Annotated in this window: 23 protein-coding genes; 10 read left to right on the forward strand and 13 right to left on the reverse strand. The window is 63.9% G+C overall.

Annotated features, from left to right (window positions below; translation table 11 throughout):
- Positions 1–129 precede the first annotated feature (129 nt).
- On the reverse strand, positions 130–1,041 hold the full coding sequence (locus tag ACN0S5_RS12330; RefSeq protein ID WP_417208596.1) for a helix-turn-helix domain-containing protein: 912 nt from the start codon (positions 1,039–1,041) through the stop codon (positions 130–132).
- A 108-nt stretch (positions 1,042–1,149) separates the two neighbouring features.
- Here ACN0S5_RS12330 and ACN0S5_RS12335 point away from each other — a divergent pair, with 108 nt between their 5' ends.
- A complete protein-coding gene (locus ACN0S5_RS12335; RefSeq protein ID WP_417208597.1) occupies positions 1,150–2,682 on the forward strand; it encodes a GMC oxidoreductase in 1,533 nt (510 codons plus the stop codon).
- Between the two features lie 17 nt (positions 2,683–2,699).
- On the forward strand, positions 2,700–3,551 hold the full coding sequence (aroE, locus tag ACN0S5_RS12340) for a shikimate dehydrogenase (RefSeq protein ID WP_417208599.1): 852 nt from the start codon (positions 2,700–2,702) through the stop codon (positions 3,549–3,551).
- A 107-nt stretch (positions 3,552–3,658) separates the two neighbouring features.
- Here aroE and ACN0S5_RS12345 read toward each other — a convergent pair whose 3' ends face one another.
- From ACN0S5_RS12345 to iolD, 4 genes are read right to left on the reverse strand one after another with little or no spacing between them, the layout of a single operon-like run.
- Positions 3,659–4,792, reverse strand: coding sequence for a Gfo/Idh/MocA family protein (locus tag ACN0S5_RS12345; protein WP_417208627.1), 1,134 nt, complete (start codon positions 4,790–4,792; stop codon positions 3,659–3,661).
- 30 nt (positions 4,793–4,822) lie between these two features.
- Positions 4,823–5,881, reverse strand: a complete 1,059-nt coding sequence (locus ACN0S5_RS12350; protein WP_417208628.1) for a sugar phosphate isomerase/epimerase family protein — start codon at positions 5,879–5,881, stop codon at positions 4,823–4,825.
- A gap of 2 nt (positions 5,882–5,883) precedes the next feature.
- The gene (locus ACN0S5_RS12355; RefSeq protein WP_417208600.1) at positions 5,884–6,696 is read right to left on the reverse strand and encodes an SDR family oxidoreductase; all 813 of its coding nucleotides are present in this window, start codon (positions 6,694–6,696) and stop codon (positions 5,884–5,886) included.
- 1 nt (position 6,697) lies between these two features.
- Positions 6,698–8,572: a 3D-(3,5/4)-trihydroxycyclohexane-1,2-dione acylhydrolase (decyclizing) gene (gene iolD / locus ACN0S5_RS12360; protein ID WP_417208601.1), complete on the reverse strand. Its 1,875-nt coding sequence runs from the start codon at positions 8,570–8,572 to the stop codon at positions 6,698–6,700.
- Positions 8,573–8,674: 102 nt separating this feature from the next.
- On the opposite strand from iolD, the gene iolG reads away from it, so the two are divergent.
- The 5 genes from iolG to ACN0S5_RS12385 all read left to right on the forward strand — a co-directional run bounded on the left by iolG (position 8,675) and on the right by ACN0S5_RS12385 (position 13,938).
- Complete coding sequence (iolG, locus tag ACN0S5_RS12365; RefSeq protein ID WP_417208602.1) at positions 8,675–9,682, forward strand: inositol 2-dehydrogenase; 1,008 nt, start codon at positions 8,675–8,677, stop codon at positions 9,680–9,682.
- Positions 9,683–9,684: 2 nt separating this feature from the next.
- Positions 9,685–11,115: an NAD-dependent succinate-semialdehyde dehydrogenase gene (locus ACN0S5_RS12370; protein WP_417208603.1), complete on the forward strand. Its 1,431-nt coding sequence runs from the start codon at positions 9,685–9,687 to the stop codon at positions 11,113–11,115.
- Between the two features lie 19 nt (positions 11,116–11,134).
- The gene (locus tag ACN0S5_RS12375; RefSeq protein WP_417208604.1) at positions 11,135–11,950 is read left to right on the forward strand and encodes an HpcH/HpaI aldolase family protein; all 816 of its coding nucleotides are present in this window, start codon (positions 11,135–11,137) and stop codon (positions 11,948–11,950) included.
- On the forward strand, positions 11,950–12,924 hold the full coding sequence (locus tag ACN0S5_RS12380) for a hydroxyacid dehydrogenase (protein WP_417208606.1): 975 nt from the start codon (positions 11,950–11,952) through the stop codon (positions 12,922–12,924). The genes ACN0S5_RS12375 and ACN0S5_RS12380 overlap by 1 nt, the downstream gene beginning before the upstream one ends.
- 135 nt (positions 12,925–13,059) lie before the next feature.
- On the forward strand, positions 13,060–13,938 hold the full coding sequence (locus ACN0S5_RS12385) for a MurR/RpiR family transcriptional regulator (protein WP_417208607.1): 879 nt from the start codon (positions 13,060–13,062) through the stop codon (positions 13,936–13,938).
- 90 nt (positions 13,939–14,028) lie between these two features.
- On the opposite strand, the gene ACN0S5_RS12390 is transcribed toward ACN0S5_RS12385, so the two are convergent.
- From ACN0S5_RS12390 to ACN0S5_RS12405, 4 genes are all read right to left on the reverse strand, one after another.
- Positions 14,029–15,246, reverse strand: coding sequence for a sugar ABC transporter permease (locus ACN0S5_RS12390; protein WP_417208609.1), 1,218 nt, complete (start codon positions 15,244–15,246; stop codon positions 14,029–14,031).
- Between the two features lie 13 nt (positions 15,247–15,259).
- Positions 15,260–16,036, reverse strand: a complete 777-nt coding sequence (locus tag ACN0S5_RS12395; RefSeq protein ID WP_417208610.1) for an ATP-binding cassette domain-containing protein — start codon at positions 16,034–16,036, stop codon at positions 15,260–15,262.
- A gap of 77 nt (positions 16,037–16,113) precedes the next feature.
- Positions 16,114–17,187, reverse strand: coding sequence for a sugar ABC transporter substrate-binding protein (locus ACN0S5_RS12400; RefSeq protein WP_417208612.1), 1,074 nt, complete (start codon positions 17,185–17,187; stop codon positions 16,114–16,116).
- A 546-nt stretch (positions 17,188–17,733) separates the two neighbouring features.
- Positions 17,734–18,336, reverse strand: coding sequence for a TetR/AcrR family transcriptional regulator (locus ACN0S5_RS12405; protein ID WP_417208613.1), 603 nt, complete (start codon positions 18,334–18,336; stop codon positions 17,734–17,736).
- A gap of 111 nt (positions 18,337–18,447) precedes the next feature.
- On the opposite strand from ACN0S5_RS12405, the gene ACN0S5_RS12410 reads away from it, so the two are divergent.
- Entirely contained in the window at positions 18,448–18,855 is a 408-nt protein-coding gene (locus ACN0S5_RS12410; protein WP_417208615.1) for a cupin domain-containing protein, read from the forward strand.
- Positions 18,856–19,033: 178 nt separating this feature from the next.
- Positions 19,034–19,906 (forward strand): DUF817 domain-containing protein, encoded by an 873-nt coding sequence (locus tag ACN0S5_RS12415; protein ID WP_417208616.1) that lies wholly within the window; start codon positions 19,034–19,036, stop codon positions 19,904–19,906.
- On the opposite strand, the gene ACN0S5_RS12420 is transcribed toward ACN0S5_RS12415, so the two are convergent.
- The 3 genes from ACN0S5_RS12420 to ACN0S5_RS12430 form a co-directional block, all read right to left on the reverse strand.
- Positions 19,869–20,768 carry an EamA/RhaT family transporter gene (locus ACN0S5_RS12420; protein ID WP_417208617.1) on the reverse strand — a complete coding sequence of 300 codons (900 nt, stop codon included), beginning with the start codon at positions 20,766–20,768 and terminating at the stop codon, positions 19,869–19,871. The genes ACN0S5_RS12415 and ACN0S5_RS12420 overlap by 38 nt on opposite strands.
- Positions 20,769–20,892: 124 nt before the next feature.
- Positions 20,893–21,783 (reverse strand): fatty acid desaturase, encoded by an 891-nt coding sequence (locus ACN0S5_RS12425; RefSeq protein ID WP_417208618.1) that lies wholly within the window; start codon positions 21,781–21,783, stop codon positions 20,893–20,895.
- The gene (locus ACN0S5_RS12430) at positions 21,776–21,979 is read right to left on the reverse strand and encodes a DUF2061 domain-containing protein (protein ID WP_417208619.1); all 204 of its coding nucleotides are present in this window, start codon (positions 21,977–21,979) and stop codon (positions 21,776–21,778) included. The genes ACN0S5_RS12425 and ACN0S5_RS12430 overlap by 8 nt, the downstream gene beginning before the upstream one ends.
- A gap of 107 nt (positions 21,980–22,086) precedes the next feature.
- Between ACN0S5_RS12430 and ACN0S5_RS12435 the strand changes: the two genes are divergently transcribed.
- The gene (locus ACN0S5_RS12435) at positions 22,087–22,950 is read left to right on the forward strand and encodes a helix-turn-helix domain-containing protein (RefSeq protein WP_417208621.1); all 864 of its coding nucleotides are present in this window, start codon (positions 22,087–22,089) and stop codon (positions 22,948–22,950) included.
- 121 nt (positions 22,951–23,071) lie between these two features.
- On the opposite strand, the gene ACN0S5_RS12440 is transcribed toward ACN0S5_RS12435, so the two are convergent.
- Positions 23,072–24,127: a hypothetical protein gene (locus ACN0S5_RS12440; protein WP_417208622.1), complete on the reverse strand. Its 1,056-nt coding sequence runs from the start codon at positions 24,125–24,127 to the stop codon at positions 23,072–23,074.
- Between the last annotated feature and the right edge of the window lie 117 nt (positions 24,128–24,244).

The raw sequence follows: 24,244 nt of genomic DNA on the forward strand, positions 1-24,244 counted from the left end.
TTCGGCCCTTCGTGCCCTTGGCATCGACGTATTGTGACCAGAACGCGCCGGATCACAACCTGAGACACAAGGTGCGGTGGACATCGGTGATCCGGCGGCCGCCTCGGCAGAGCCAACACAGGAACTGCCTCATCCTGTCCGGTCGCGCCGCATCGGGAAGGCCCCGATCGGCAGCGCGGGCCCCGAGGACTGGAACTCCCGGCGATAGGCCGTCGGCGAACGTCCGGTCGTCGCGCGAAACTTTCGCGCGAAATAGGCCGCATCGTGAAAGCCGCATTTCTCGGCGATATCCGCCATCGGCAGGTCGCTACGGCTTAGCAGGGTCGAGGCGCGGCCAACCCGTAGACGGGTGACATATTCACTGACCGACAGCCCGGTGCTGCGCTTGAAGATGCGCTGTAATTGGCTTTCGGTGACATTGGCAAGCGCGCAAAGCGGGGCCAGCCTGATCGGCGCATCGAACCGGGCGTGGACATGGGCCAGCACGCGCTCCATCCGCCGCCTGTCGCGCGGCACATCCGATGGCGTGATTGCCCCCGGCGACAGGGTTGTGCGATCCTTTGCCCGCGCCAGATCCAGCAGCAAATGCACCAGACCCAGCGCGCGGTCAGGCTGCGGCTGCTCACACAGCCGCAGCATCCGCGCCTTCATCGCCGTCGAGGTGTCCGCCCCGAACAACAGGCCGTTTTGGGATTCCCGCAGCAGCGGGCCGATAGTGCCCAGTTCCGGCATCAGGTCCAGCAGCTTGCAAATCCAGTCATCCGTGAACCAGCAGACGATGGCGCGATGCTCTGCCGCCCCCTCTGCCAGACGATGCGACTGCCATGCATGTGGGACATTTGGCCCGATCAGCGCCAGATCGCCATCGGCATAGGGCGCCACGTCGCTGGCGACGAACCGCGTGCCGTGGCTGCCCAGCGTCAGGGTCAGTTCATATTCCGGGTGGTAGTGCCAGTTGAAGGCGAACTCCGGCAGCCTGCGGTCGTAGATCAGGCAGGATTGCCCGTCCGGTATAGTCACCGCCTCGAACCACGGTCGCATGACAGCCCCTTTGCGATGAATGCGGTGATCGTACAAGAATTCACCGGACTCGGGAATGGCGCAAGGCCTAGGGCAGCGATAACTTGGCTGTCGAAAAGAGGTGAGGATATGCACAAAACCTTCGAAAATCCGGATGTGGTGGTGATCGGCAGCGGCGTAGGCGGCGCGTCCGTGGCGCTGAAACTGGCGGACGCCGGACTGCGCGTGCTGATCCTTGAACGTGGCGAACAGCTCCCCAATGAGCCCGAGCTGACAGATGCCGAAGCGGTGTTTGTGCAAAACCGCTATCGCACCCATGAGCAGTGGCAGGACGAGACCGGGCGCCGCTATCGCCCCGGTCAATACTATTTCCTCGGTGGTCACACCAAGTTTTACGGCACCGCCATGTTCCGGTTCCGCGAAAGCGATTTTGCCGAAACGGCGCATGAGGATGCCATCTCGCCCGCGTGGCCGATCCGCTATGCCGATCTGGAGCCGCATTACGCAGAGGCCGAACGCCTGTTCGGCGTGCGCGGGCTGGCGGGGCAAGACCCGACAGAGCCGCCCCGCAGCGGCGGCTACAGCCACGCCCCGGTGCCGCATGAACCGCTGATCGGACGCATGGCAGAGCGGCTGTCAAAGGCCGGGCTGAGACCGTTCCACATGCCCGCAGCGATTGATTACGGTCCCGGCGGCAAATGCCAGCGCTGCGGCACCTGCGATGCATTCGGCTGCCGGTTCGGGGCCAAGGGCGATGCCGAAACGCGGGTGCTGAGCCGTCTTCAGGGACTACCGAATGTTGAGATACGCACCGGCGCAAAGGTGATGCGCCTGATCCACGATGCGGACGGCCAAAAGATCGTCGCCGCCGAGGTTGACAGCAACGGTAAGGTCAGCCGGATCGCCGCCCCGCTGTTTGTCCTCAGCGCCGGGGCGATCAATTCGGCGCTGATCCTGCTGCGGTCCGCCTCCGAGCGGTGTCCCGACGGGCTTGCCAACCGCTCCGGCGTGGTCGGTCGCTACCTGATGAACCACCACCTGACCGGGCTGATGGGTGTCCTGCCGGGCACCGTCAATGACACCAACTTTCCCAAGACCCTGTCGGTGAACGATTTCTATCACGGTATCGACGGCGATCCGCTGGCGCGCGGCAATATCCAGATGCTGGGCAACATCAAGGGGCCGATGATCCGCGCCACCTATCCCCGCACACCGCGCCCCGCCGCCAACTGGCTGGGGCGGCACAGTGTAGACTGGCTGATCATGTCCGAGGATCCGCCGCTGGCCGAAAACCGCGTGCGGCTGTTGCCGGATGGCACGCCAGAGGTGACATGGCACCCGGCGGACCTGAACGCCCATGACCGGTTTGTGCGCCACGCGCGCAGAGTGCTGCGCCGGATCGGCTTTCCGCTTGTCCTGCGCCATGCCTTCGGCATCACGGCCCCCTCGCATCAATGCGGCACGGTCCGCATGGGCGACGATCCGGCAACCTCTGCGCTCGACCCGCTCTGCCGGGCGCATGACCATCCAAACCTTTTCGTCGTGGATGCCGGGTGCTTCCCGTCCTCCGCCGCCGTGAACCCCGCGCTGACCGTCGCTGCACAGGCGCTGCGGGTCGGCACCTATCTCAGCCGCACCCTCGCCGCACACAAGGCCGCCTGACACAGGAGTAAACCCCAATGACCCACGATTTCCTGCACCCGCTGACCGGCTCTTTTGCCATGCCCGCAGGCGAAAACCCCACGGTGGCGATGATCGAAGCGGCCTACCGCCACCACGGGCTGAACTGGCGCTACATCAACTGCGAAGTCGCGCCAGAGGACCTTGGCGATGCGGTCAAGGGCGCGCGGGCGATGCGCTGGCGCGGGTTCAACTGCTCGATCCCGCACAAGGTGGCGGTGATCGACCATCTCGACGGGCTGGGCCAGTCGGCAGAGATCATCGGCGCGGTCAATACCGTCGTGCGGCAAGACGACGGTCGCCTGATCGGCGAGAACACCGACGGCAAGGGCTTTGTCCGGGCGTTGTCCGACGTCACCGATCCTGCGGGCCAGCGCGCGGTGCTGCTGGGCGCTGGCGGCGCGGCACGGGCCGTCGCGGTCGAACTGGCGCTGGCGGGCGTCGCCCATATCACCATCGTCAACCGCAGCCGCGACCGGGGCGAGGCGGTGGCCCGCCTGATCACCGACAAGACCCCGGCCAGCGCCGAGTATCAGCCATGGGACCGCACCTACTCTGTCCCGGCTGGCACCGGCATTGTGGTCAACGCCACCTCCATCGGGCTGTACCCGCATGTCGACGCCACCCCGGACATCGACCACAATAGCCTGACAGCGGACATGGTCGTGGCCGACGGCATCCATAACCCGCCGCTGACCACCTTTCTCAAGGCGGCGCAGGCGCGCGGCTGCAAGACCGCCGATGGCTTGGGCATGCTGGTTGGTCAGGGCGTGATCGGCCTCAAATACTGGTCCGGCATCGACGCCGACGCCGAGGTCATGCGCAGCGCGCTGCTGGATCTCGGCCTGTAGGGCAGGCCTGTTATCCGGGATGACCCGCAGCAGGGGGTGTGGTCAGGGCAAGCGCCTCACCACACCCCGTCGCAGCACGAGCGCGGGTGTCCCGCAGCCAGCAACGGTCAGATCGCGACCGGCGTTATCCAGATCGGCGTTTCGCTTTCGGCGCAGTCCACCACCGCCTCGACAAAGGCCACGCCTTTCAGACCGTCATGAGCCATCGGAAGGTTTTGACCCAGAACACCCGGCGCGCGGTTTTCGCGCCGCGCCCGGATCGCTTCTGCGAACCCGGCATAAAGATTGGCAAAGGCTTCGAGGTATCCTTCGGGGTGGCCCGGCGGCGTCCGCGAACGCTGGCGCGCATCCTCCGAGACATCCCCCGCGCCGCGCTTGATGATCTGCACCCGGCCGTCAAGCGGCGCGTAGACCAATTCATTCGGCTGTTCCTGAAACCACTGGAACGACCCGGTTTCACCAAAGACCCGCAGGCGCACACCGTTGGAATTGCCCAGCGCGACCTGACTGGACCACAAAAGGCCCCGCGCGCCGCCTTGGTAGCGCATCATCACATGCGCATTGTCATCCAGCGCCCGCCCGTCGACAAACGTCGCCAGATCTGCGGTCAGACAGTCAAGTTTCAGCCCGGTGACAAACCCGGCCAGATGATAGGCGTGGGTGCCGATATCCCCGATGGACCCGCCGCGCCCGTTCTTTGTGGGATCGGTGCGCCAGGCCGCCTGCGCGTTGCCCTGGCTCTCGATGGCCGTGGCCATCCATTCCAGCGGGTATTCGACCTGAACGGTGCGGATCTTGCCAATCTCCCCGTTGGCCACCCGCACGCGGGCCTCATGCACCATCGGGTAGCCGGAATATGTGTAGGTGACGCCCACAAACCGCCCCGACACGCGTGTCAGCTCTTCCAGCGCGATGGCGTCCTCCAGCGTGGCGGTCAGCGGCTTTTCGCAGATCACGTCGAACCCGGCCTCCATCAGCGCCTTGGCAATCGGGTAGTGGGTGAAATTCGGGGTACAGATGGCAACGGCATCGACCCGGTCCTGCCGCAGCGTTTCCCCTGCGATCAGCGCCGTGTAGTCGCCATAGGCGCGGTCTTCGGCAATGCCCTGCGACAGCGCAAAGGCGCGCCCCTTTTGCGGATCGACATCAAAGGCCCCCGCGACCAGATCCCATGCATTGTCCAGCCGCGCGGCGATCCGGTGAATGTTGCCGATATAGGCCCCCTCGCCGCCGCCGACCATGCCGAGACGCAGTTTTCGTTGAGCGGTCATTTACGCCTCCAGACCGAGCATCGCCCGGTTCGCCTGACGGTTCGCCCCCGATTTGACGAAATCGTCAAACGCGCGGTCCGATACCTTGATGATGTGATCCTTGATGAATTGCGCCCCTTCGCGGGCGCCGTCCTCGGGGTTCTTGATAAAACATTCCCATTCCAGCGTGGCCCAACCGTCAAAGCCATAGGTCGAAAGCTTGGTAAAGATACCGCCGAAATCGACCTGCCCATCGCCGGGTGAGCGGAACCGCCCGGCGCGCTTGGACCACGGCATAAAGCCGCCGTAGGCCCCCGATTTCCCGTCGGGACGGAACTCGGCATCCTTGACGTGAAACGCCTTGATGCGGTCGTGGTAGTGGTCGATGAACGCAAGATAGTCGAGCGCCTGCAACACGAAATGGCTGGGATCGTACATGATGTTCGCGCGCGGATGACCGGACACCTTTTCAAGGAAATACTCCCATGAATGGCCGTCGTGCAGATCCTCGCAGGGGTGGATCTCAAAGCAGGCATCGACCCCGTGGGCATCGAAATCGTTCAGGATGGGCGTCCAGCGCGCCGCCAGTTCCGTAAACGCCTCGTCCACCAGCCCTTCGGGCCATTGCGGGTAGGGATACAGGTAGGGCCACAGCAACGATCCCGAAAAGGTCGTGTGGGTGGTGATCCCGAAACGGCTGGAGGCGCGCACGGCACAGCGCAATTGCGCCTCGGCCCAGTCACGCCGCGCCGCCGGGTTCCCGCGCACCTGCGCGGGCGCAAAGCTGTCCATGATCTGATCATGCGCAGGATGCACCGCGACAAGCTGGCCGGTGATATGCGAGGCGAACTCGGTCAGGATCAGGCCATGGTCGGCCAGCAGGCCCTTGATCTCATCGGCGTAGGTTTCGCTTTCGGCGGCCTTTTCGATGTCGATCAGGCGGGTGTCCCACGTCGGGATCTGCACCCCCTCAAAGCCTTTGTCCGCCGCCCATTTGGCAAGGCTCGGAAGGCTGTTGTACGGCGCGTCATCCGCCGCGAACTGCGCCAGATAGACGGCTGGCCCCTTGATTGTCTGCATGGTCATGGCTGCAACGCCTCGCCGGGCACCGGCGCATCGTCATAGGCGCCCCAGATGGATTGGTCGAAATTGACAATGGCCCCGGTCATCATGCCGCTGTCGGCGGATGCCATCCACAGGACCGCCCGCGCGACCTCTGTGGGGTCAAGTATCCGGCCAAAAGGTTTCTCCGCCGCGACACGGTCGATAAAGCCGGGGTCGCCGGTCTCTGATTCAATCAGTTTGCGCTCATGGTCCGAATTCATCCATCCGATGGACAGTTGATTGACGTGGATGCGATTGCGCATCAGCGCGTAGCCCGCGTTCCGGGTCAGGGTAGCAAGCGCCCCTTTGGACGCCGCATAAGGACACAGGAAGGGCTGGCCGGCATGTTCCGACATAGAGCCGATATTCACGATGCGGCCCTCGATGCCTTCGCGGATCATTATTTTGGCAGCATCCTGCATCAGCAAGAACGGTGCCCGCGCGTTGATCGCGAACATCCGGTCAAAAAGGTCCGGGCTGGTGTTCAGGATCGTGCCGCGATCCGTCAGGCCCGCCGCGTTCACCAGAATATCGACCCGGCCAAAGGCCTTGTCGGCCTCGGCCATCACGCGGCGCGTCTCGTCCACGTTGCCAAGGTCCGCCGACACCATGCGCACATCGGTGCCGTGCCCTGCGGTGATTTCGGCGGCGATCTTTTCGCCTTTTTCGCGGCCGCGCCCCACAAGGACGATCCCGGCGGCCCCGGCCTCGGCAAAGAGCCGCGCAATCGCCGCGCCCAGCCCCTGTGTGCCGCCTGTGATGACGGCGATCTTTCCTTCGATCCGGTTCATGTCACACCCCCTGCCGCTGTTTCTTGCGAAGCGCTTCCTGCCCTTTCCGGGCGTCTCGGATGCTTTCGCGTTGGTTGATTTCGGGCACGCCGACGTACCAGTCAGCGCCACCTGGGGTCCAAGTCCAGGCGTCCGAGTCGATTGTCAGGACGGTTGTCCGGTCGGTGCCTTGCGCCCACTCCATGGCAGCCTCCAGATCGCCCAGGCTTTGGCAATGCCGGGCCTCGGCCCCCATTGCGCGGGCATGGGCGGCGAAATCCACATGCAGCGGGTTGTCCGGGTTCCGCACCCGGCTGTCCTTGAGCAGGTTGTTGAAACCGGGCACGCCCATGCCCGTCTGAAGCCGGTTGATCACCCCGAACCCGCCGTTGTCGCAGACCACGACAATCATCTTGTGCCCCGACAGGACCGTCGAATAGATGTCCGAGTTCATCATCATGTAAGAGCCGTCGCCCACCATGACGATCGGCACCCCGGTCTGCGTGCCGTCCGCGGAGGTCTTGGCCATCGCATGCCCCCAACCGCCGGCGATTTCGTAGCCCATGCAGGAAAAGCCGAACTCCAGATCATAGGTGTTGGGCGCTTTGACCCGCCAGTTCTTGGCCGTCTCACCCGGCAGGCCGCCGGCGGCGGTGACCATGGTGTCCTCGGGCCTCGCCATCCTGTTCACGACGCCAATCACCTGAGCATAGGACGGCACGGCGGCATTGGTGGCTGCCTGCCCCGCATCCAGCGCCTTGTTCCATGTTGCGTACAGCTTTTGCGCGCGGTTCATCTGGGCCGCGTCGCAGCGCCAGTCGCCCAGCGCCGCGTCGATCTCTGTCAGGCATTCCAGCGCATCGCCGACCACCGGCACAGCCCGATGCTTGGAGGCGTCAAAACGCGCCGCGTTGATGTTGAGGAATTGCGCGTCGCTGGCGAAGGTTGTCCATGACCCGGTGGTAAAGTCCTGCATCCGCGTGCCCACGGCAATGACCACATCGGCGGTTTCCGCCAGATCCTTTGCCGCGTCCGTCCCTTCGATTCCCATGGCCCCGACATAGGCCGGATGGTCATGCACAACCGCGCCCTTGCCCGCGATGGTCTCTGTCATCGGGATGCCCCGGCGGGTCGCGAAATCCGCCAGAAACGCGTTTGCCCCCGAGTAACGCACGCCGCCCCCCGATATGATCAGCGGAGTCTTGGCCGTCCTGAGCAGCTCAACCGCTGCGGCGACCTCGCTGCGCGACGGGCGCGGGCGCGGGATAACCCACGTCTTTTCGGCAAAAAAGCGTTCGGGATAGTCGTAGGCGATTTCCTGAATGTCCTGCGGCAGGCCGATAAACGCGGGACCGCAGTCTGCCGGGTCCAGCATCGTGGTGATCGCCTGCGGCAGCGACGAGAGGATCTGCGCCGGATGGGTGATCCGGTCCCAGAACCGGGACACACAGCGAAACCCGTCGTTCACCGTGGTCGACGGGCTGCCAAAATGCTCGACCTGTTGCAGCACCGGATCCGGCAGCCGGTTCACAAAGGTATCGCCCGAAATCAGCAGCACCGGCAGACGGTTGGCATGGGCCACACCGGCGGCGGTGATCATGTTGGTGGCCCCCGGTCCGACAGAGGACGCGGCGATCATGATTTGCCGGCGCAGCTTGGCCTTGGCAAAGCCCACCGCCGCCAGAGCCATCGACTGCTCGTTCTGGCCGCGCCACGTGGGCAATTGGTCCTGAACCTGCTCCAGCGCCTCGGAAAGGCAGGTGACATTGCCATGCCCAAAGATTCCGAAGACCCCGGCAAAGAGCGGCACCCGCTCACCGTCGATCTCTGTGTACTGGTTGCACAGATAGCGCACCAGCGCCTGCGCCATCGTCAGACGGACTGTTTTCTCGGACATCCTGGCTTCCTCCCACAGATGGATTCTCCTCTATTCCGGAATGTATATTGACATTACTACCGTCTTGCAATGATCATTGCGAGAAATCTTAGGGAGGAACCCATGCTGAGAATTGCAGTCCTCGGCTGTGGCCGGATCGGTCGCATGCATGCCGAAAACATCCACGCGCATCCGCGGGCAAAGCTGGCGGGCGTCTTCGATGTCGTCCACGCGGCCGCCAGCGATGTCGCGGACAAACTGGGGGTGCCCCGCTTTGCCAGTGCCGAAGAAATCTTTGCGTCTTCAGCGGTCGATGCGGTTCTGATCGCAACCTCGACACCGACACATGCCGACTTCATCGAAGCGGCGGTGGCGGCGGCCAAGCCGTGCCTTTGCGAAAAGCCGATCGATCTGTCTGTCGACCGTGTCAAAGCCTGCGCCAAGGCGATTGCCGGGACGACCGTGCCGATCATGCTGGGCTTTGTGCGCCGATTCGATACCGGCCACGCGGGTGTCCGGCAGGCGATCGAAGCCGGGCAGATCGGCGAAGTCCATCAGGTGACAATCACCTCACGCGATCCCGACATCGCGCCGGACGCCTATATCGAAGTGTCCGGCGGTATCTTTCGCGACATGACGATCCATGACTTCGACATGGCGCGCTTTGTCATGGGTGAAGAATTCGAGACCGTCTCGGCCGTCGGTGCGCGGCTTGTCGCCCCGGCGCTCATGCGGCGCTGCGATGACTACGACACGGTGACAGTCACCCTGACAACCGCGTCGGGCAAGCAATGCGTGATCTCGAACGCGCGCCGCGCGGTCTATGGGTACGATCAGCGGGTCGAGGCGTTTGGCAGTCAGGGCATGGTGATCTCGGAGAACCATCCGGCCAACAACACCCGCCTGTACGGTGCGTCTTTCACGGACCGCAAAGCGCCCCTGATGAACTTTTTCATCGAACGCTATGCGCAGGCATTTGCCTCGGAAATCGACGCGTTTGTCGATGCGGCCGAAAAGAAGCTGCCGCCCGCCGTCGGCTTTGACGATGGCCTCAGGGCGCTGTTGCTCGCCGAGGCGGCCATTCTGTCGGTCCGTGAGGGCCGCCCCGTCAACCTCAGCGAAGTGGAATGATCATGTATCGTCAATTCGGATGCTTTATCGACGGGGCCTGGTGTGACGGCGCCGCCCAATTGGACGTCATGTCCCCCGTCACGGAAAAACCGCTGGGCACGGTGGCCGCGGCCAGCGCGGACACCACGCGCACGGCACTGGACGCCGCGGCAAGGGCCGCGGCCCCGCTGCGCCTGATGGGCGGCTTTGGCCGGGCCGACGCGCTGCACAGAATCGCCGATGACATGCTGTCGCGCGCCGCCGAGGCCACGCGGATGATTTCGACCGAAACCGGCAAACCGCTGGCGCAGGCGGGCCGCGAATGGAGTCTCGCCTGTGACCAGTTCCGCTGGTACGCGGAGGAAGCGCGCCGCATCTACGGCCGCATCGTCGACAGCCGCGTTCCCGGCGGGCGGTTCGAAATCACCCACGAGCCGGTGGGCATTGTCGGCGCGTTCACCGCATGGAATTTCCCTGCCGCCCTTCCGGCCCGCAAACTGGCACCCGCGCTGGCGGCGGGGTGCCCGGTGGTCCTGCGCCCATCGTCGCAAACGCCCGGTGTCGCAATGATCATGGTCGATTGCATCCGGGCCGGCGGGCTGCCGGACGGGGCGGTGAACCTTGTGGCGGGATCGACCTCGGCCACCTACGATCCGATCATGGCAGACGCGCGGGTGCGCAAGGTTTCCTTGACCGGCTCGACACGCATCGGCCAGCAGATGATCCGCGATGCCGCCGACACGGTCAAAAAGGTGTCGATGGAACTGGGGGGCAACGCCCCCTACATCCTTTACGACGATGCCGATCTGGACGCGGCGCTGGACGCGACCGTGGCGACCAAATTCGCCAATTGCGGGCAGGTCTGCGTCACCCCGGATCGGTTTTTCGTTCATGCATCGCTGCACGATGCCTTTGTCGACGGGTTCGTCAAACGCGCGCAGGCCATCAAACTTGGCGACGGTCTGGACGATAGCGTGACCATGGGGCCGCTCATCAACGCGCGCCGCCTGTCGGAAATCGACGCGGTCGTGCAGGCCGCCGTCACGGCCGGGGCGACGCTCGCCACGGGCGGTCGCCGCGCTGCCGGATTCAACGCGGGCCATTTCTATGAACCGACCGTCCTGACCGGCGTTGCGGACGACATGACGGTCTTTGCCGAAGAAAATTTCGGCCCCGTCGCCGCCATCACCTCCTTTACCGACGAGGATGAGGTTCTGGCGCGGGCAAATGCCTCTGCCATGGGGCTGTCCGCCTATGCCTTCACGGCATCGCCCGAACGGGCAAGACGCACGGTCGCGGCCCTCAAGGCGGGCATGGTCGGCATCAACTCCTTTGCGCTCGCCGCCAGCGAAGCGCCGTTTGGCGGCACGAATTTTTCCGGCATGGGCCGCGAAGGCGGGCCGGAAGGCATTGAAGACTATCTCGACACCAAACTTGCACAGATCGTTTTCTGAGCGCCGGAGGGAAAGAACCATGATCAAGAACAAGGTCAAACAACTCTGGGCAGAGGGCAAGCCCGCCCTGCACGGCTGGTTGTCCATCGGCAATCCGTTCACCGCGGAAATCATGGCCGCTCAGGGCTATGATGCGATTTCGATAGACTGGCAGCATGGGGCTCTGGACTACTCCGACGTCTTGCCGATGTTTCAGGCCATGCGCGCCAGCGGCACAACCATCGGCGCGCGTGTCCCGTGGCTCGACCCGGCAGCCATCATGAAGGCGCTCGACGCGGGTGCTATGCAGATCATCTGCCCGATGATCAATACGCCGGAACAGGCCGCCGAGTTTGTAAGCTACCTGCGGTATCCGCCTTTCGGCCAGCGCAGCTTTGGCCCCACGCGCGCCGCTTTTGCGCAAGGGGCCAATATTCACGCCGAGGCAAATGACCAGATCGTCGGCTGGGCGATGGTCGAAACCAAGGAAGCGATGGCCAATCTCGACGCCATCGCCGCCACGCCGGGGCTGGACGGCATCTATGTCGGCCCGGCGGACCTGACTTTCTCGCTGTGCGACGCAAGGTATCCGCCCGGCTTCGATCGCGAAGAACCGGAGATGATCGAGGCGCTACAGACGATTGTCCGGACCTGCCACAGACACGGCATCAAGGCGGCGCTGCATTGCGGCACGGCAGAATACGCCGCCCGCGCGGTCGGATGGGGCTACGACATGACCACCGCCTCGGGCGATGCCCGACTGCTGGCCGCAGCGGCGGCGGCATCGGTCGCGACCTTCCGCAATGCCGTCTCCGGACCGGCAACGGCGCCCGCCGACACCAGAGGAGGATACTGATGCCCCATGTACTGGTTGCCGGGAACCTGCATCCATCCGGTCGCGCGCTGCTGGACTCCGCGCCGGGGCTGACGGTTCGCTACATCGACGAGATCAGTGAACCCAGCTACGCCCCCCACATCCACGACGCGGATGCCCTGTTGATCCGCACCCAGCCGTTGACGCGGGACACCATCGCCAAGGCGGACAGGCTGCGGATCGTCTCGCGCCATGGGGTCGGTTACGACGCGGTGGACGTCGGAGCCCTGAACCGGCGGGGCATCGCGCTTGCGGTGTGCGGCGATGTCAATTCCTACTCGGTCGCCGAACATGCCTGCATGATGATCCTCGCCGCGTCCAAGCGCGCCCTGCGCGGGGATCGCGCGGTGCGGACCGGGCCATGGGGCTGGCGGAACAGCCTCGAAAGTCAGGATCTTCGCGGGCGCAATCTGCTTATCCTCGGCTTTGGCCGGATCGGGCGGCACACGGCAGAGATGATGTCCGGCTTTGGCATGACGATCCGGGCGTTCGATCCCTATCTGCAAGGTCTTGGCTGGCCCGACGGGGCGGTGGCGGAGGCCGGGGATCTGGACGCGGCCCTGGGCTGGGCCGATGTCATCTCTGTCAGCGCCCCGAAGGCCGACAAACCGCTGATCGGGGCGGCCCAGTTCGCCATGATGAGGGACGGCGTGGTCATCGTGAACACGGCCCGTGGCGGCATCGTGGAGGAATCCGCCCTGATCGCCGCACTGGAGTCCGGCAAGGTCGGCGCCGCCGGACTGGACGTTTTCGAAAGCGAACCACCGGCAGACGACTCCCCCCTGACGCATTTCGATCAGGTGATCCTCAGCCCTCACATCGCGGGTGTGACCGAAGGCGCATCCGAACGCATGGCCCTTGGGTCGGCGCAGAACATCATCGACTTCTTCAAGGACCGGATCGACCCGGCGCTGGTGGTGAACCGCCGCGAAATCGGCGGCGGCGTCACCGCCTGACACCGGCCCGCCCCAACCGCCCCCTTGCTCAGCCGCGCCGCCTGCAACGATCGTTGCTGGCGGCGCGGTTTCGACCTACTGTTGGCGCTCGATGCAGGCAGCCGATCAGCCGGATTGCAGACTTTGGAGAACAGCATGGGATCACAGGACGTTTCACCGCCAGCGAACTACGAAGACCTCATCCGATTGATCCACGACCGTTTTGACCAGATGAGCAAGACCTACCAGCGGATCGCGGAGTACCTGACGCAAAACCCGAACGAGGTCGCCGTCCAGTCCGTCAATTCCATTGCGTCGCATTGCGGCATCCATGCATCCAGCTTTGTGCGGTTTGCGCAATCTCTGGGCTACAGCGGGTTCAAGGACCTTCAGGTGCTCTTTCAATTGCGCCTGTCGACCGCCGCCCCCGGATTCGAGGCCCGCAAAAAAGCCCTCGAAGGCGAGTTGTCGCTGCGCGAGGACCAGTCCGAGCTTGGCTTTCTGCGCGATCTGGTGGTGCGCGACATCGCCTCCTTGCAGGACCTTCTGGACAAGGTCGACGCAGAAGACCTGAGTCGCGCCGCCGAAATGATCGCCGGCGCCGACACGGTGTATCTGGTCGGGCAACTGCGCTCGGAACCGGTTGTCGTTCTCCTGCGCTACATCCTGACCATGCTGGGGCGTCCCTGCGTGCTGCTGGATGCCAGCGGCGGCCTGGCAACCCACATGGCGCGCACCATGCCGCCAAACAGCGTCCTGCTTGCGGTGTCCTTCCGGTTTTATGCCAACGAGGTCGTCAACATCGTCGAGGAATGCGCCAAGGCCGAGGTGCCGATCATCGCAATCTCGGACAGTTTTCTGTCGCCGCTGACCAAACCATCGGCCATCCTGTTCGCCGTTCCGGAACACGACTACACGTTCTCGCGGTCTCTGGCCGCCCCGATGTGTCTGGCGCAGGCCCTCATGGTCGCCGTGGCCGCACGCGTCCAGCAAAACGACCGCGACCCGCGCATCCCGACCGTCACGGCGCAGTAACCGACGACCGCCCCGCCCGCCGGGCAAACGGAAAAAGGCCCCGGACCGCATCGGTCGGGGCCTTGTCCTGTCGTTGCCCAGCGAACCGGCTCAGAACGCCTGCTGGCCGGTGGCCTTTTCGATGATCTTGTCGATCGACACCGCCAGCACCAGCAGAAAGCCGGTCACGATCAGACGGATCTCATTCTCGACTCCCATCAGGTTCAGACCGTTCTGAACCGTCCCGATCACCAGACAGCCCAGCAGGGCGGAATAGATCGCACCGCGCCCGCCGAACAGGCTGACGCCGCCAATGACCGCCGCCGCGATCGATTCCAGCAACAGCGTTCCGCCGCCGACCCCGCCGCCGGAAAACACGCCGACGCCCAGCGTCCGCGACGCGGCGATTGTCCCGGCAAGCGCCGCGATCCCGCCGGCGATCCCGAAGGCCGCCATCTTTACCGCCGCGACCCGGATACCGGCCCGCCGCGCCGCCTCGTCGTTGTTGCCCACGGCGTAAAGCGACAGGCCAAAGGTGGTTTCCTTCAGGACATAGCCGCCGATCATCAACAGGACGGCAAAGACAAGCGTCGGCAGCGGAATGCCCTGATGGCTGTTCATGACCGCGACAATGACCGCGCCGAACACCGCCGATCCGGCCAGCGGCAGCACCACGGAGCTCAGCACCGGCACATGCAGACCGTGTTGCCGCCGCCGCGCCGCGCCCGAAACGATCAGCGCCGCCGTCAGGGCCAGAAACACCGCAAAGACCACCCAGGCAGAGCCGCCCGCAATCTTGGTCTGGGCGATCTTTTCGACCCCGGTGTTCATCAGCCCGTAACGCGCGGTGTCGGGCAACAGCAGCAACTGAACCCCGTTCAACGCCAGCCCCAGACCCAAAGTCACCACAAAGGACGGCACCCCGACAAAGGTGACCCAACGCGCGGACGCCATTCCGATCAGCACCCCAAAGACAACGGAGAGCGGGATGGCGACCCACGGCGCGAACCCGAATTCGACGATCAGCTTGGCCATCAGAACGGCGGTGATTCCGTTGATCGCCGCGATGGAAAGGTCGATCTCCCGCACCAGCAGCACAAACATGATCCCCAGCGCCATGATGCCGACAACCGTGGACTGCAACAGCAGGTTCGAGATGTTGCGCGCACTCAGGAACACATCGCTCTGAAAGGTGAAAAAGATCCACAGCACCACAAGGCCGACCACAACGGGCAAGGCCCGGAAATCGCTGGTCAGCAATTCGCCCACGGTCCGGCGCTGTGGCGCAACGGGCGCTCCGGCGGCGGTTGGAACTGTTGTATCGCTCATTGTCATTCTCCCTTCAGCCCGCCAGATTCACGGCTTCGTTGCCGCCGACCATGGCGTTCACAACCTGCTCACCGGTCACATCGCTTGATTTGAAACTCGCGGCGTTCGCCCCCAGCCGCATGACCTCGATCCTGTCGGTTGCGTTGACAACGAAGTGATGGATGTCGTGACTGACAACCACGACCCCAAGCCCCTCGTCGGCCAGCGTTCGTATCAGGATCGACACCTGTTCCGCCGCCGAATGGCTGAGCGCAGCGGTCGGCTCGTCAAGGATGACGACATTCGGCTTCCACAGGATTGACCGCGCGATGGCGATGTTCTGACGCTGACCGCCGGACATCGCCCCGACCGGCCGCGACAACGACAGATTGCCAAGCCGCATTCTTGTCATCACCTCGCGGGCCCGCACTTCCTGTTCGGCGCGTTTCATCCGGCGACCGCCCCACCACGACCCGGCCAGTTCGCGCCCAAGAAACAGGTTCTGCACGGCGTCAAGATTGTTGCAGAGCGCCAGATCCTGATACACCGTCTGGATGCCCAGCGCGGTCGCATCCGAAGGCGATGCGATCTTTGCGGGCTGCCCTTCAAAGTCGTATTCACCGGAATCCCAGCCGTGCACGCCGGCCATGACCTTCACCAGTGTCGACTTGCCAGCGCCGTTGTCCCCCACCAGCGCCACGATCTCGCCGGGATACACGTCGATGGACGCCCCGCGCAGCGCGTGGACCGATCCGAAAGATTTCTTGATATTCCTCATGGAAATGAGTGGCGTATCACCGGTACGCATCATTGCCCCCTCCCTGTTAGCGGTTCAGAAAAAGGGAGCCGGATGTTCGGCTCCCTCCAAGATGCCCGGACTCGGGGGCGTTACATGTTCTCTTGGCAGACCGGGGCGTCCTCGATGCCCTGACAGATCTCTGCCCAGGTCCAGACCCCGGCGTCGACCACGTCCTGCAAGTTGCCCAAGGCGATATTCGACACCGGCAGGAAGACGGCGGGCACGTCCATGAACTGGTTGTCGACCTTGCCGTTGACCAGATCCGCCGGGACGCCGTCGCCCTTCAGCAGCGATGCAACGACCTGCGCGGCATAGTCGGCCTCAACCGCAAGATCCTTGAGAACCGAATTGTCCTGCCAGCCGGTCGCCACGTACCGCAATGCCTCGACAGTGGCATCCTGCCCGCCGGTCACCAGCTTGTCGCCGGCGCTGTAGCCCTGGCTGATCAGCGCGGCCACGGCACCGCCGGTGGTTCCGTCGTTCATGCCAAGGAACACGTCGACATCGCCGCCGGTCTTGGTCAGGCAGTCTTCGGCAAAGGACTGCGCAAGCACCGGATCCCAGTTCTGGGTGTACTGCTCGCAGACCACCACGACCTTGCCGCTGTCGATCAGCGGCTGAAGGAACTCGTTCTGGCCCGCTTCGTACTGGCCGGTGCCGTATTCGCCCTGATTGCCCTTGATGCGGCCCACCTTGACCACGTCCTTGTCCATGGCCTTGATCAGGTCGGCAGCGCGCGCCCCCTGTGCCCGGCCCACCGACAGAGAGTCGAACACCACATGGGCTTCGGCTTTGCCGCCCACCGCATCGTGGTCGTACAAAACAACCGGCACACCCGCCTCCGCGGCGGCGGCAAGCGCTCCGGCGGCAAGATTGGCATCCGACGAGGTGTAAAGGATCACATCCGCGCCCTGCGCAATCGCATCCTCGACCAGCCGCTGCTGGCGCGCCGGGTCGCCTTCGCCGTTCTGAACGATGACCTCGGCAGCGGGCGCATAGGTCTTCAGCGCATCGACAAAGAACGGGGCATCCCGGCTTTCAAAACGGATCGTGGTCGAGTTGGGCAGCAGGAAAAAGACCTTCTGCACGTCGTCGGCCAGTGCGGCACTTGCCGCCATTGCCAGACAAGTCGAGGCCGCCAGCCGTGTCACGAGTTTGTTCATGTGTTCCTCCCTGGGATATGAACCAGTCTTCAAGCGGATCACCGGACATCACCCACCTTAGCAACAAAAATTGCAATGTGATCCATTTCGCAACGATAGTGTTGCGAACCCGCGCTGTCAACGACTGCTTCATTTTTGCAATTCTTTGCAATTTTTATTGCCAAACTGCCGAAGACAACACGACAACCATCTGTCAAAACACGACAAATGCGGCCACCCGGCACCCGCGCAGCCATACACGCACCCGGCCCCCCACGCGCCGGGGCCGCCTCCATCCCTCGGAATGTCCGGTGCAACGGCCCCCGGCGCGCCCCGGTCAACCGCCGATTCCCCGGTCCTCCGGGGTCAGATCGCCGTCACATCCGCAGACCGGTCTGGGCACAAACCCGCGCCGCGCGCCCGCGGCGTCGCGCCCCGGCGGAAAATGCAAACTGGCTGACAAATAAGACCTCTGGCCGACCGGCCCGCCCCCCGTCCGGCGGATCAAAACCGCCACCGGCGCTGCCGGACCGGCCGGAACAGGTCACACGCCCCGCAAGGCCCGGCTCAGGCAGGCCGGGGGCTTCCGACCTGCACCAGAACCTGGGCGATCATCCGTTCGATCCCGTCGATGGGAACCGCGGAAATCCGCTTTTCCAGACCCAGCAGCACGATCCCGTGCACCGAGGAAAACAGCGCCCGCACCATCAGATCCAATTCGCGCGGGTCCATGCGCGGGAACAGGTCCGACACCGGGTCCGAGATGTATGAAAACAGCTTGCCCAACGCGTCCTGATACCATTTCGGCACCGGCCCGTCCGAGGTGATGTCGGTGCTGAACAACGCCCGCCACAGCCTGGGCTGGTCGGCGGCGAAATGCAGATAGGCCAGCGCCATGGCGATCAGACGCTCGTGCGGGCTGCCGTCGTGGCCGTCAATCGACGCTGAAACCGCCGCGCCCAGCCGCGCAAACGTGCGCCCGTTGACCTCCAGCGCAAGCGCATTCAGATCTTCGAAATGGGTATAGATCGCGCCGACGGCACAGCCCGCCTCCTCCGCCAGAGTGCGCGCCTTCAGCGCCCGCAGCCCGCCCGAGGCAATATGCGCTTCAGCCAGCGACACCAGCTTTTCGCGCAGCGCCGCCTTTCGCGCGGCCACTTTGCCTGCCATGACGCGCTCCTCCCTGAACACAGTTCAAACGCTAACTGTCACAATCCGCTTACACAAGGCCGCGCTTGGGTTAGTCTGCCGGTCATCCGCCCCCAACGCAAAGGCCCGTCCATGTTGATCCACCGCGCAGGCTCTCGCCCCAGCATCACGCCGAACCCCGATTATTTCACCGGCACCGTCCGCTTTGACCCGGTGATCGCCGCCCCGGAACCGGCCCGCGTCAACGCCCTGATCGTCACGTTTGAGCCGGGCGCGCGCACCGCGTGGCACACCCATCCGCTGGGCCAGACGCTGCACATCCTCACCGGCCTCTGCCTTGCCCAGAAAGACGGCGACCCCGTGCAGGAACTGCGCCCCGGCGATACGGTCTGGTTTGCCCCCGGTGAAAAACACTGGCACGGCGCGGCCCCGGACGTGGCCATGTCCCACCTCGCCATTCAGGAAGCGCAGGACGGCAGCGCCGCCGACTGGCTGGAAAAAGTGTCGGATGCGGACTATTCCGGCCCGCGCACGGGCTGAGCGCGCCCCCCGGTTTCTTCTGTCCTGAAATATTCCCGGGGGAGTCGACCGAAGGGAGACGGGGGCAGCGCCCCCTTGCCGCCCTCTCCCCCCTTGCCCCCCTCACCATCCGCGCGCCACGCGAAAGGTCAGGCAAACCTGACTGGCCCTCGCGGCCCGCCACCGTATCAAGATCCTCATGACCACAACACGCCGCATCGAACGTGCGCTGGGGGATTTCACCCGCGCGCATCTCCCCAAAGGTCTCGCCGACCTGCTGATGTTCATCCTCAAACAGGGATGGGCCTGCCTGTTCGGGTTCCTGATGCTGGGCGGCCTGCTGGTGACGGACCGCTTTTGGCCCGACGACGCCCCTCTGCACCGCTATGACCTGCTGTTCCTCTATGCGCTTTGCCTGCAAATCGGCTTTCTCGTTTTCAAGCTGGAAACCCTGCAAGAGGCCAAGGTCATCCTGCTCTTTCACCTCACAGGCACCGCGATGGAACTGTTCAAGGTCAACGCCGGCAGCTGGGCCTATCCCGAACCCGCGTTGCTGAAATTCTACGGCGTGCCGCTGTTCTCGGGCTTCATGTATGCCGCCGTCGGCAGCTACATGGCCCGCGTCATCCGCATCTTCGACATGACATTCGCGCCCTACCCGCCGTTCTGGACCACCGTGGCGCTGGCGGTGGCGATCTACGTGAACTTTTTCGCCCACCACTACCTGCCCGACGCGCGCTATGTGCTGATGGCCGCCAGCGTGCTGCTGTTCGCGCGCACCCGCGTCTGGTTCACGCTCAACCGCACGCGCCGCTGGATGCCGCTGCCCGTCGCCGCCTTCCTGACCTCGATCTTTCTGTGGATCGCCGAGAATGTCGGCACCAACACCGGCACATGGCTCTACAAGGGGCAGGACACCCTCGACCTTGTGCATCTGTCCAAGATGGGATCGTGGTATCTGCTGCTCTATGTCAGTTTCGCCACCGTGACGCTGGTGCTGCGCGACGCACTTTGCCGCGCGCCGCTGCATGTGGTCACAGGACCAGAACCAGCACCACAATCGACACCGTAAGCACGGCAATCCCGGCCAGTTCCCGCGCCGACACCTTTTCGCGGAAAAACAGCACAGAGGCCGCCAGCGACAGGATCAATTCGACCTGTCCCAGCGCATAGACATAGGCCGCCGTCTGCAAGGTGAACGCGGTGAACCATCCCATCGTGCCCGCCATAGAGGTCAGCCCCAGCCAGACCGCGCGGCCCCGCGCCGCCCAGACCGCAGTCAACTGCCCCGGCTCGCGCCAGCGCAGCCAGACCGCCATGCCCAGCGCCTGCAACAAGGTCACACAGACCAAGGACACCGCCGCCCGCAACACCGGATCATCGCTGGGCACCGCCAGCGTTGTGGCGCGATAGCCGATCCCCGCAATGGCAAAGAACACCCCCGACCCGACGCCAAGGATCACCGCCCGGCTGGTCAGCCCGCGCCACAGCCCCGCCGCATCCGGGGTCCGCGACAGCATCAGCACCCCCACCAGCCCGATGCCGATCGCCAGCCACCCGGCGGCAGAGATCACCTCTCCCAGCACCACCAACCCCATGAGCGCGGTCAGTATCACCTCGGTTTTCTTGAATGTGATGCCCACCGCAAAGTTCCGCTCGCGGAAACACAGCACGACAAGGACCGTGGCAAGGATCTGCCCCAGCCCGCCGATCACCGCCCAGCCCAGAAAATTCGCCCCTGGCCGGGGCAGTCCCGCCCCCGTGGCCCACAGATAGCCCGCTAGAACCACCGCCGCCGCCGGCATCGCATAGGCAAACCGCGCAAAGGTGCTACCCGTGGCGCTCAGCGCGCCGCCTGCCAGCACCTTGTGCAGCATGAATCGCGCCGTCTGAAACGTGGCGGCGCAGAGCGTGGCAATTATCCAGAGATCCATGCCGCCATTAGGGTCAGGCGCGTCCCGGATGCAAGCCACCGTTGCTTGTCAGGCACTTGCCAGACCCGCAAAGCCCCCAAGAACCCCGCCCCGGATCAGGTCCGGGGCGCAGGGCATGCCCCTGTCAGCCCTTGGGATACAGCGGATGCGGCACCGGGTCCTTGGCGCGCCAGAAATACCGCCGGAACACCTCGCCGTATGAGGCATAGCGATAGCCCCCGTTCCGGCTCAGATAGCGATCCCGGTTGTCACGGTACAACGCGGGCAGCCGATACCACGGCACCATGGCGTGCATATGATGCACGATGTGAAAGTTGTTGTTCAGAAACAGCAGCGCCAGCAGCCCGCGATCCTCGATGATCACCGTGCGCGCCTGCGCCGTCTCATGGGCGCGATGCTCCAGAAAGGTGCGGATCTTCAGCACCGACAGCGCCGCATAGCTGCTGACCAGAAACGCCCAGACCGGCATCTGCCCGACCGCGACCAGCCACCAGACCACCACACCCACCGCCGGCACATGCAGCAGCCACCCCAGCGCCACACGCCGATCCCCGCGCCGCACATCCGACAGCACAAAGCCCAGGGTCCCGATCAGCGGCCCCAACAGCATCCGCCCCGCCAGCGTATTGTTCACCCGCAGCAGCGCCCGCCCCCAGCGCGGCAACCGCCCCCAGACCTTGGGGTCCATAAAGTTGCTCTCCGGATCGTCATAAGGGTCCGTCAGGATCGCATCGCGGTGATGCGCCATATGCGTGTCCTTGAACCGCAGGTACGGCACCACCAGCGACAGCGCCGGGAACACCAGCACCGCGTTCCAGACAGGCGACGTAAACGGATGGCCGTGCAGCATCTCATGGGTCAGCGACGAATGCAGCGCCGCCCCGATCACCACCATGACCATCCCCAACGGCAGCCACATCGCTGCACCCACCGTCGTCCCCAGCGCCCACAACGCGTAACACAGCGCCAACAAAACCAGCGTCGGCCACTCCAGCCCACGCAGCCGCTCAGACATGGCGGCCCCAGCGGATGCCAGCCCAGACGCGCTCATACACAAGGTAGGTGACAAACCCCAATGCGGCGTTGATCACCGCCATGCCACCGCCCACCATCAACGATCCGGTAAAGGCGAACCCCACCCCGATCATGACCACCAGCCCCAGCAACGTCCAAAGGACGGATTTCACCAATGTGCGCGCCCGCGTCTCCATACAACCTCCTGATTTTTCTGATCTCGCCACACGGTAACGCCGACCCACGCGGCTGGGCACTCTGTGTATGGTTCACATTTCTCCGCAAACGTGACAATAATCACCACATGAGCGATATTCTCGACAAACGCGCCCGCGCCGCCCTGCTCCGCACCCGCCTGTCAGAGGCGATGGCCAAGGCAGGCTCAAATCAAACCGCTTTGGCACGCGCTGTCGGCGTCGACCGCTCCACCATTTCGCAACTGCTCAAGGACAGTGGCGCGCGGCTGCCCAACGCGCATCTCATCGGGGCCTGCGCGCAGGCGCTTGGCGTCTCGGCGGATTGGCTGCTGGGCCTGTCGGAACGCCCCGAAAGCGCGGCGGACCTGCTCGCCAATTCCATGACCCTGACAGAGGCCCCCCGCGCGCTGGTCGATGAGCAGATCTTTGACTGGCACCGTGAGGCCGAGGGCTACAAGATCCGCTATGTGCCGCCCGCCCTGCCCGACATGCTCAAAACGCGAGACCTGCTGGACTGGGAATACGCCCCCCATCTGGGCAAGACCACGCAGCAGGCGATCAACGCGTCAGAGGACCGGCTGAACTGGATGCGCCGCTCGCAGTCCGACTATGAGATCGCCCTGCCGCTGTTCGAGGTCGAGTCCTTCGCCGCCGGAACCGGCTATTACGCGGGCCTGTCCGCGGACATCCGGCGCGAACAACTCACCCGCCTCGCCGGCCATTGTGAGTCGCTCTACCCCCGGCTGCGGTTCTACCTGTTCGACGCGCGGCGGCTGTACTCAGCGCCGCTGACGGTGTTTGGCCCGCTGCTGGCGGTCATCTACCTTGGCCGCAACTACCTCGCCTTCCGCGACACCAACCGGGTCGAGGCCATCACCCAGCACTTCGACCACCTCGTCAAAGAAGCCAGCATCACCGCCCGCGCCCTGCCTGACCATTTGCGGGCGTTAGAGGCGCGGATTGGGGGGTAGGAGGGTGACATCACGGGGCCGATGCGAAGGAATCTGTAAGTTAGGCTGGGAAGCAGCCGTTTTCTGCACGTGCGAAGCAATCCTTGCATCAACACGGAATCGGACATTCGCAACCAGAACTTTAAGCCTCGAAGCGCCCTTCCTTCTTCCACAGAAACGCAGTTGAACGTGGAACACGTAAGCGTTCGGCAGCTTCGGTGAGGGATAAGCCCTCGCTCATGAGCGCTACAAACTTACCGATCAGTGCCTCATCCCGCGAGCGGCTAAAAGCGCCTATTTGAAGGTCGTCGCTTAGGGCGCTTGCATGCAGTCTAGCCGCCAAAGCACTGCGCGTGGGGTCGATGAGATAGGGATCGTCCCAAAGCGCCCAACGTCTGATGTTGGCTCCCAGCTTCTTGAAAGTGGCTACTCTGTAGTCAGTTTTCCCGAAACGAGCAGCAACCGCCCGGCCAAACAACTCCATGTCTTCCGGCTCGTCGTATTGTATCCACAGTTCCCGCCCAACCTGAATGGCTGGCTGGCGCTTGACCCGGTGGCGAAGCTGATGTTCCACCTCCTCCAAGTCGGTAAGGCCCGTTGACGCCTTGCCGTTGGTGACTTTCACAAGTTCAAGCGCTCTTAGATCACCATTTGTCTTTGAACCAAACAGCTTGGCAATTTCATTCGCGTCGACACTGCCATGTTCAACTAAATATTCGAGCGCCCGCTTCGCCTTGGGAGGCGCACTATCCCCGAAAAACAGTCTCGCCTCGGTCTTTGGCGTACCTTCTTGTTCGCTGGCACCAGCTATATCCGCACGGCTTACCCCCTCATCTAGAAGCATGGCAACGCGTTGTCTTGTCGGTGTAGCAAGGAACGTTTCCACTCTTGAAGCGTCGATTGGCACCGCCAAGGCTGGGGCTTCAGTGGTGAGAGCCAGTGGCTTCTCTTGCACCGCGTCTTCCGTTGCCTCCTCAAGCTCGAACACAAGACCAGAGTATGCCACAGTTGCTTCATTTGGGGTCAGTGTCGATGAAAGCCCTTTGGAAGCGAGTTTCGCGAGTAGAAGCTGAAAGAGCTTGAAGTGAAACCTATCTTTCGAGGAAGCCAATAACTCCAGCGCTTGTACCGACTTTCGTCCCCATCCGCCTAAGGCTGAAATCTTGTCGAACTCAACCCAGTCCGCTCGAGTGGCCAATCTTGCGGCAACTGCATACGGCGCATCTGAGCTCGTTCTGTGAGCTACCTCCCGAAATTCGGACACTGACATAAGCTATGATTTGCAGTCTGCTGATCTTCGACGAGAAGGAGATCA

Origin of the sequence: Antarctobacter sp. (assembly GCF_048262615.1) — a bacterium.
GTDB lineage: Bacteria > Pseudomonadota > Alphaproteobacteria > Rhodobacterales > Rhodobacteraceae > Antarctobacter.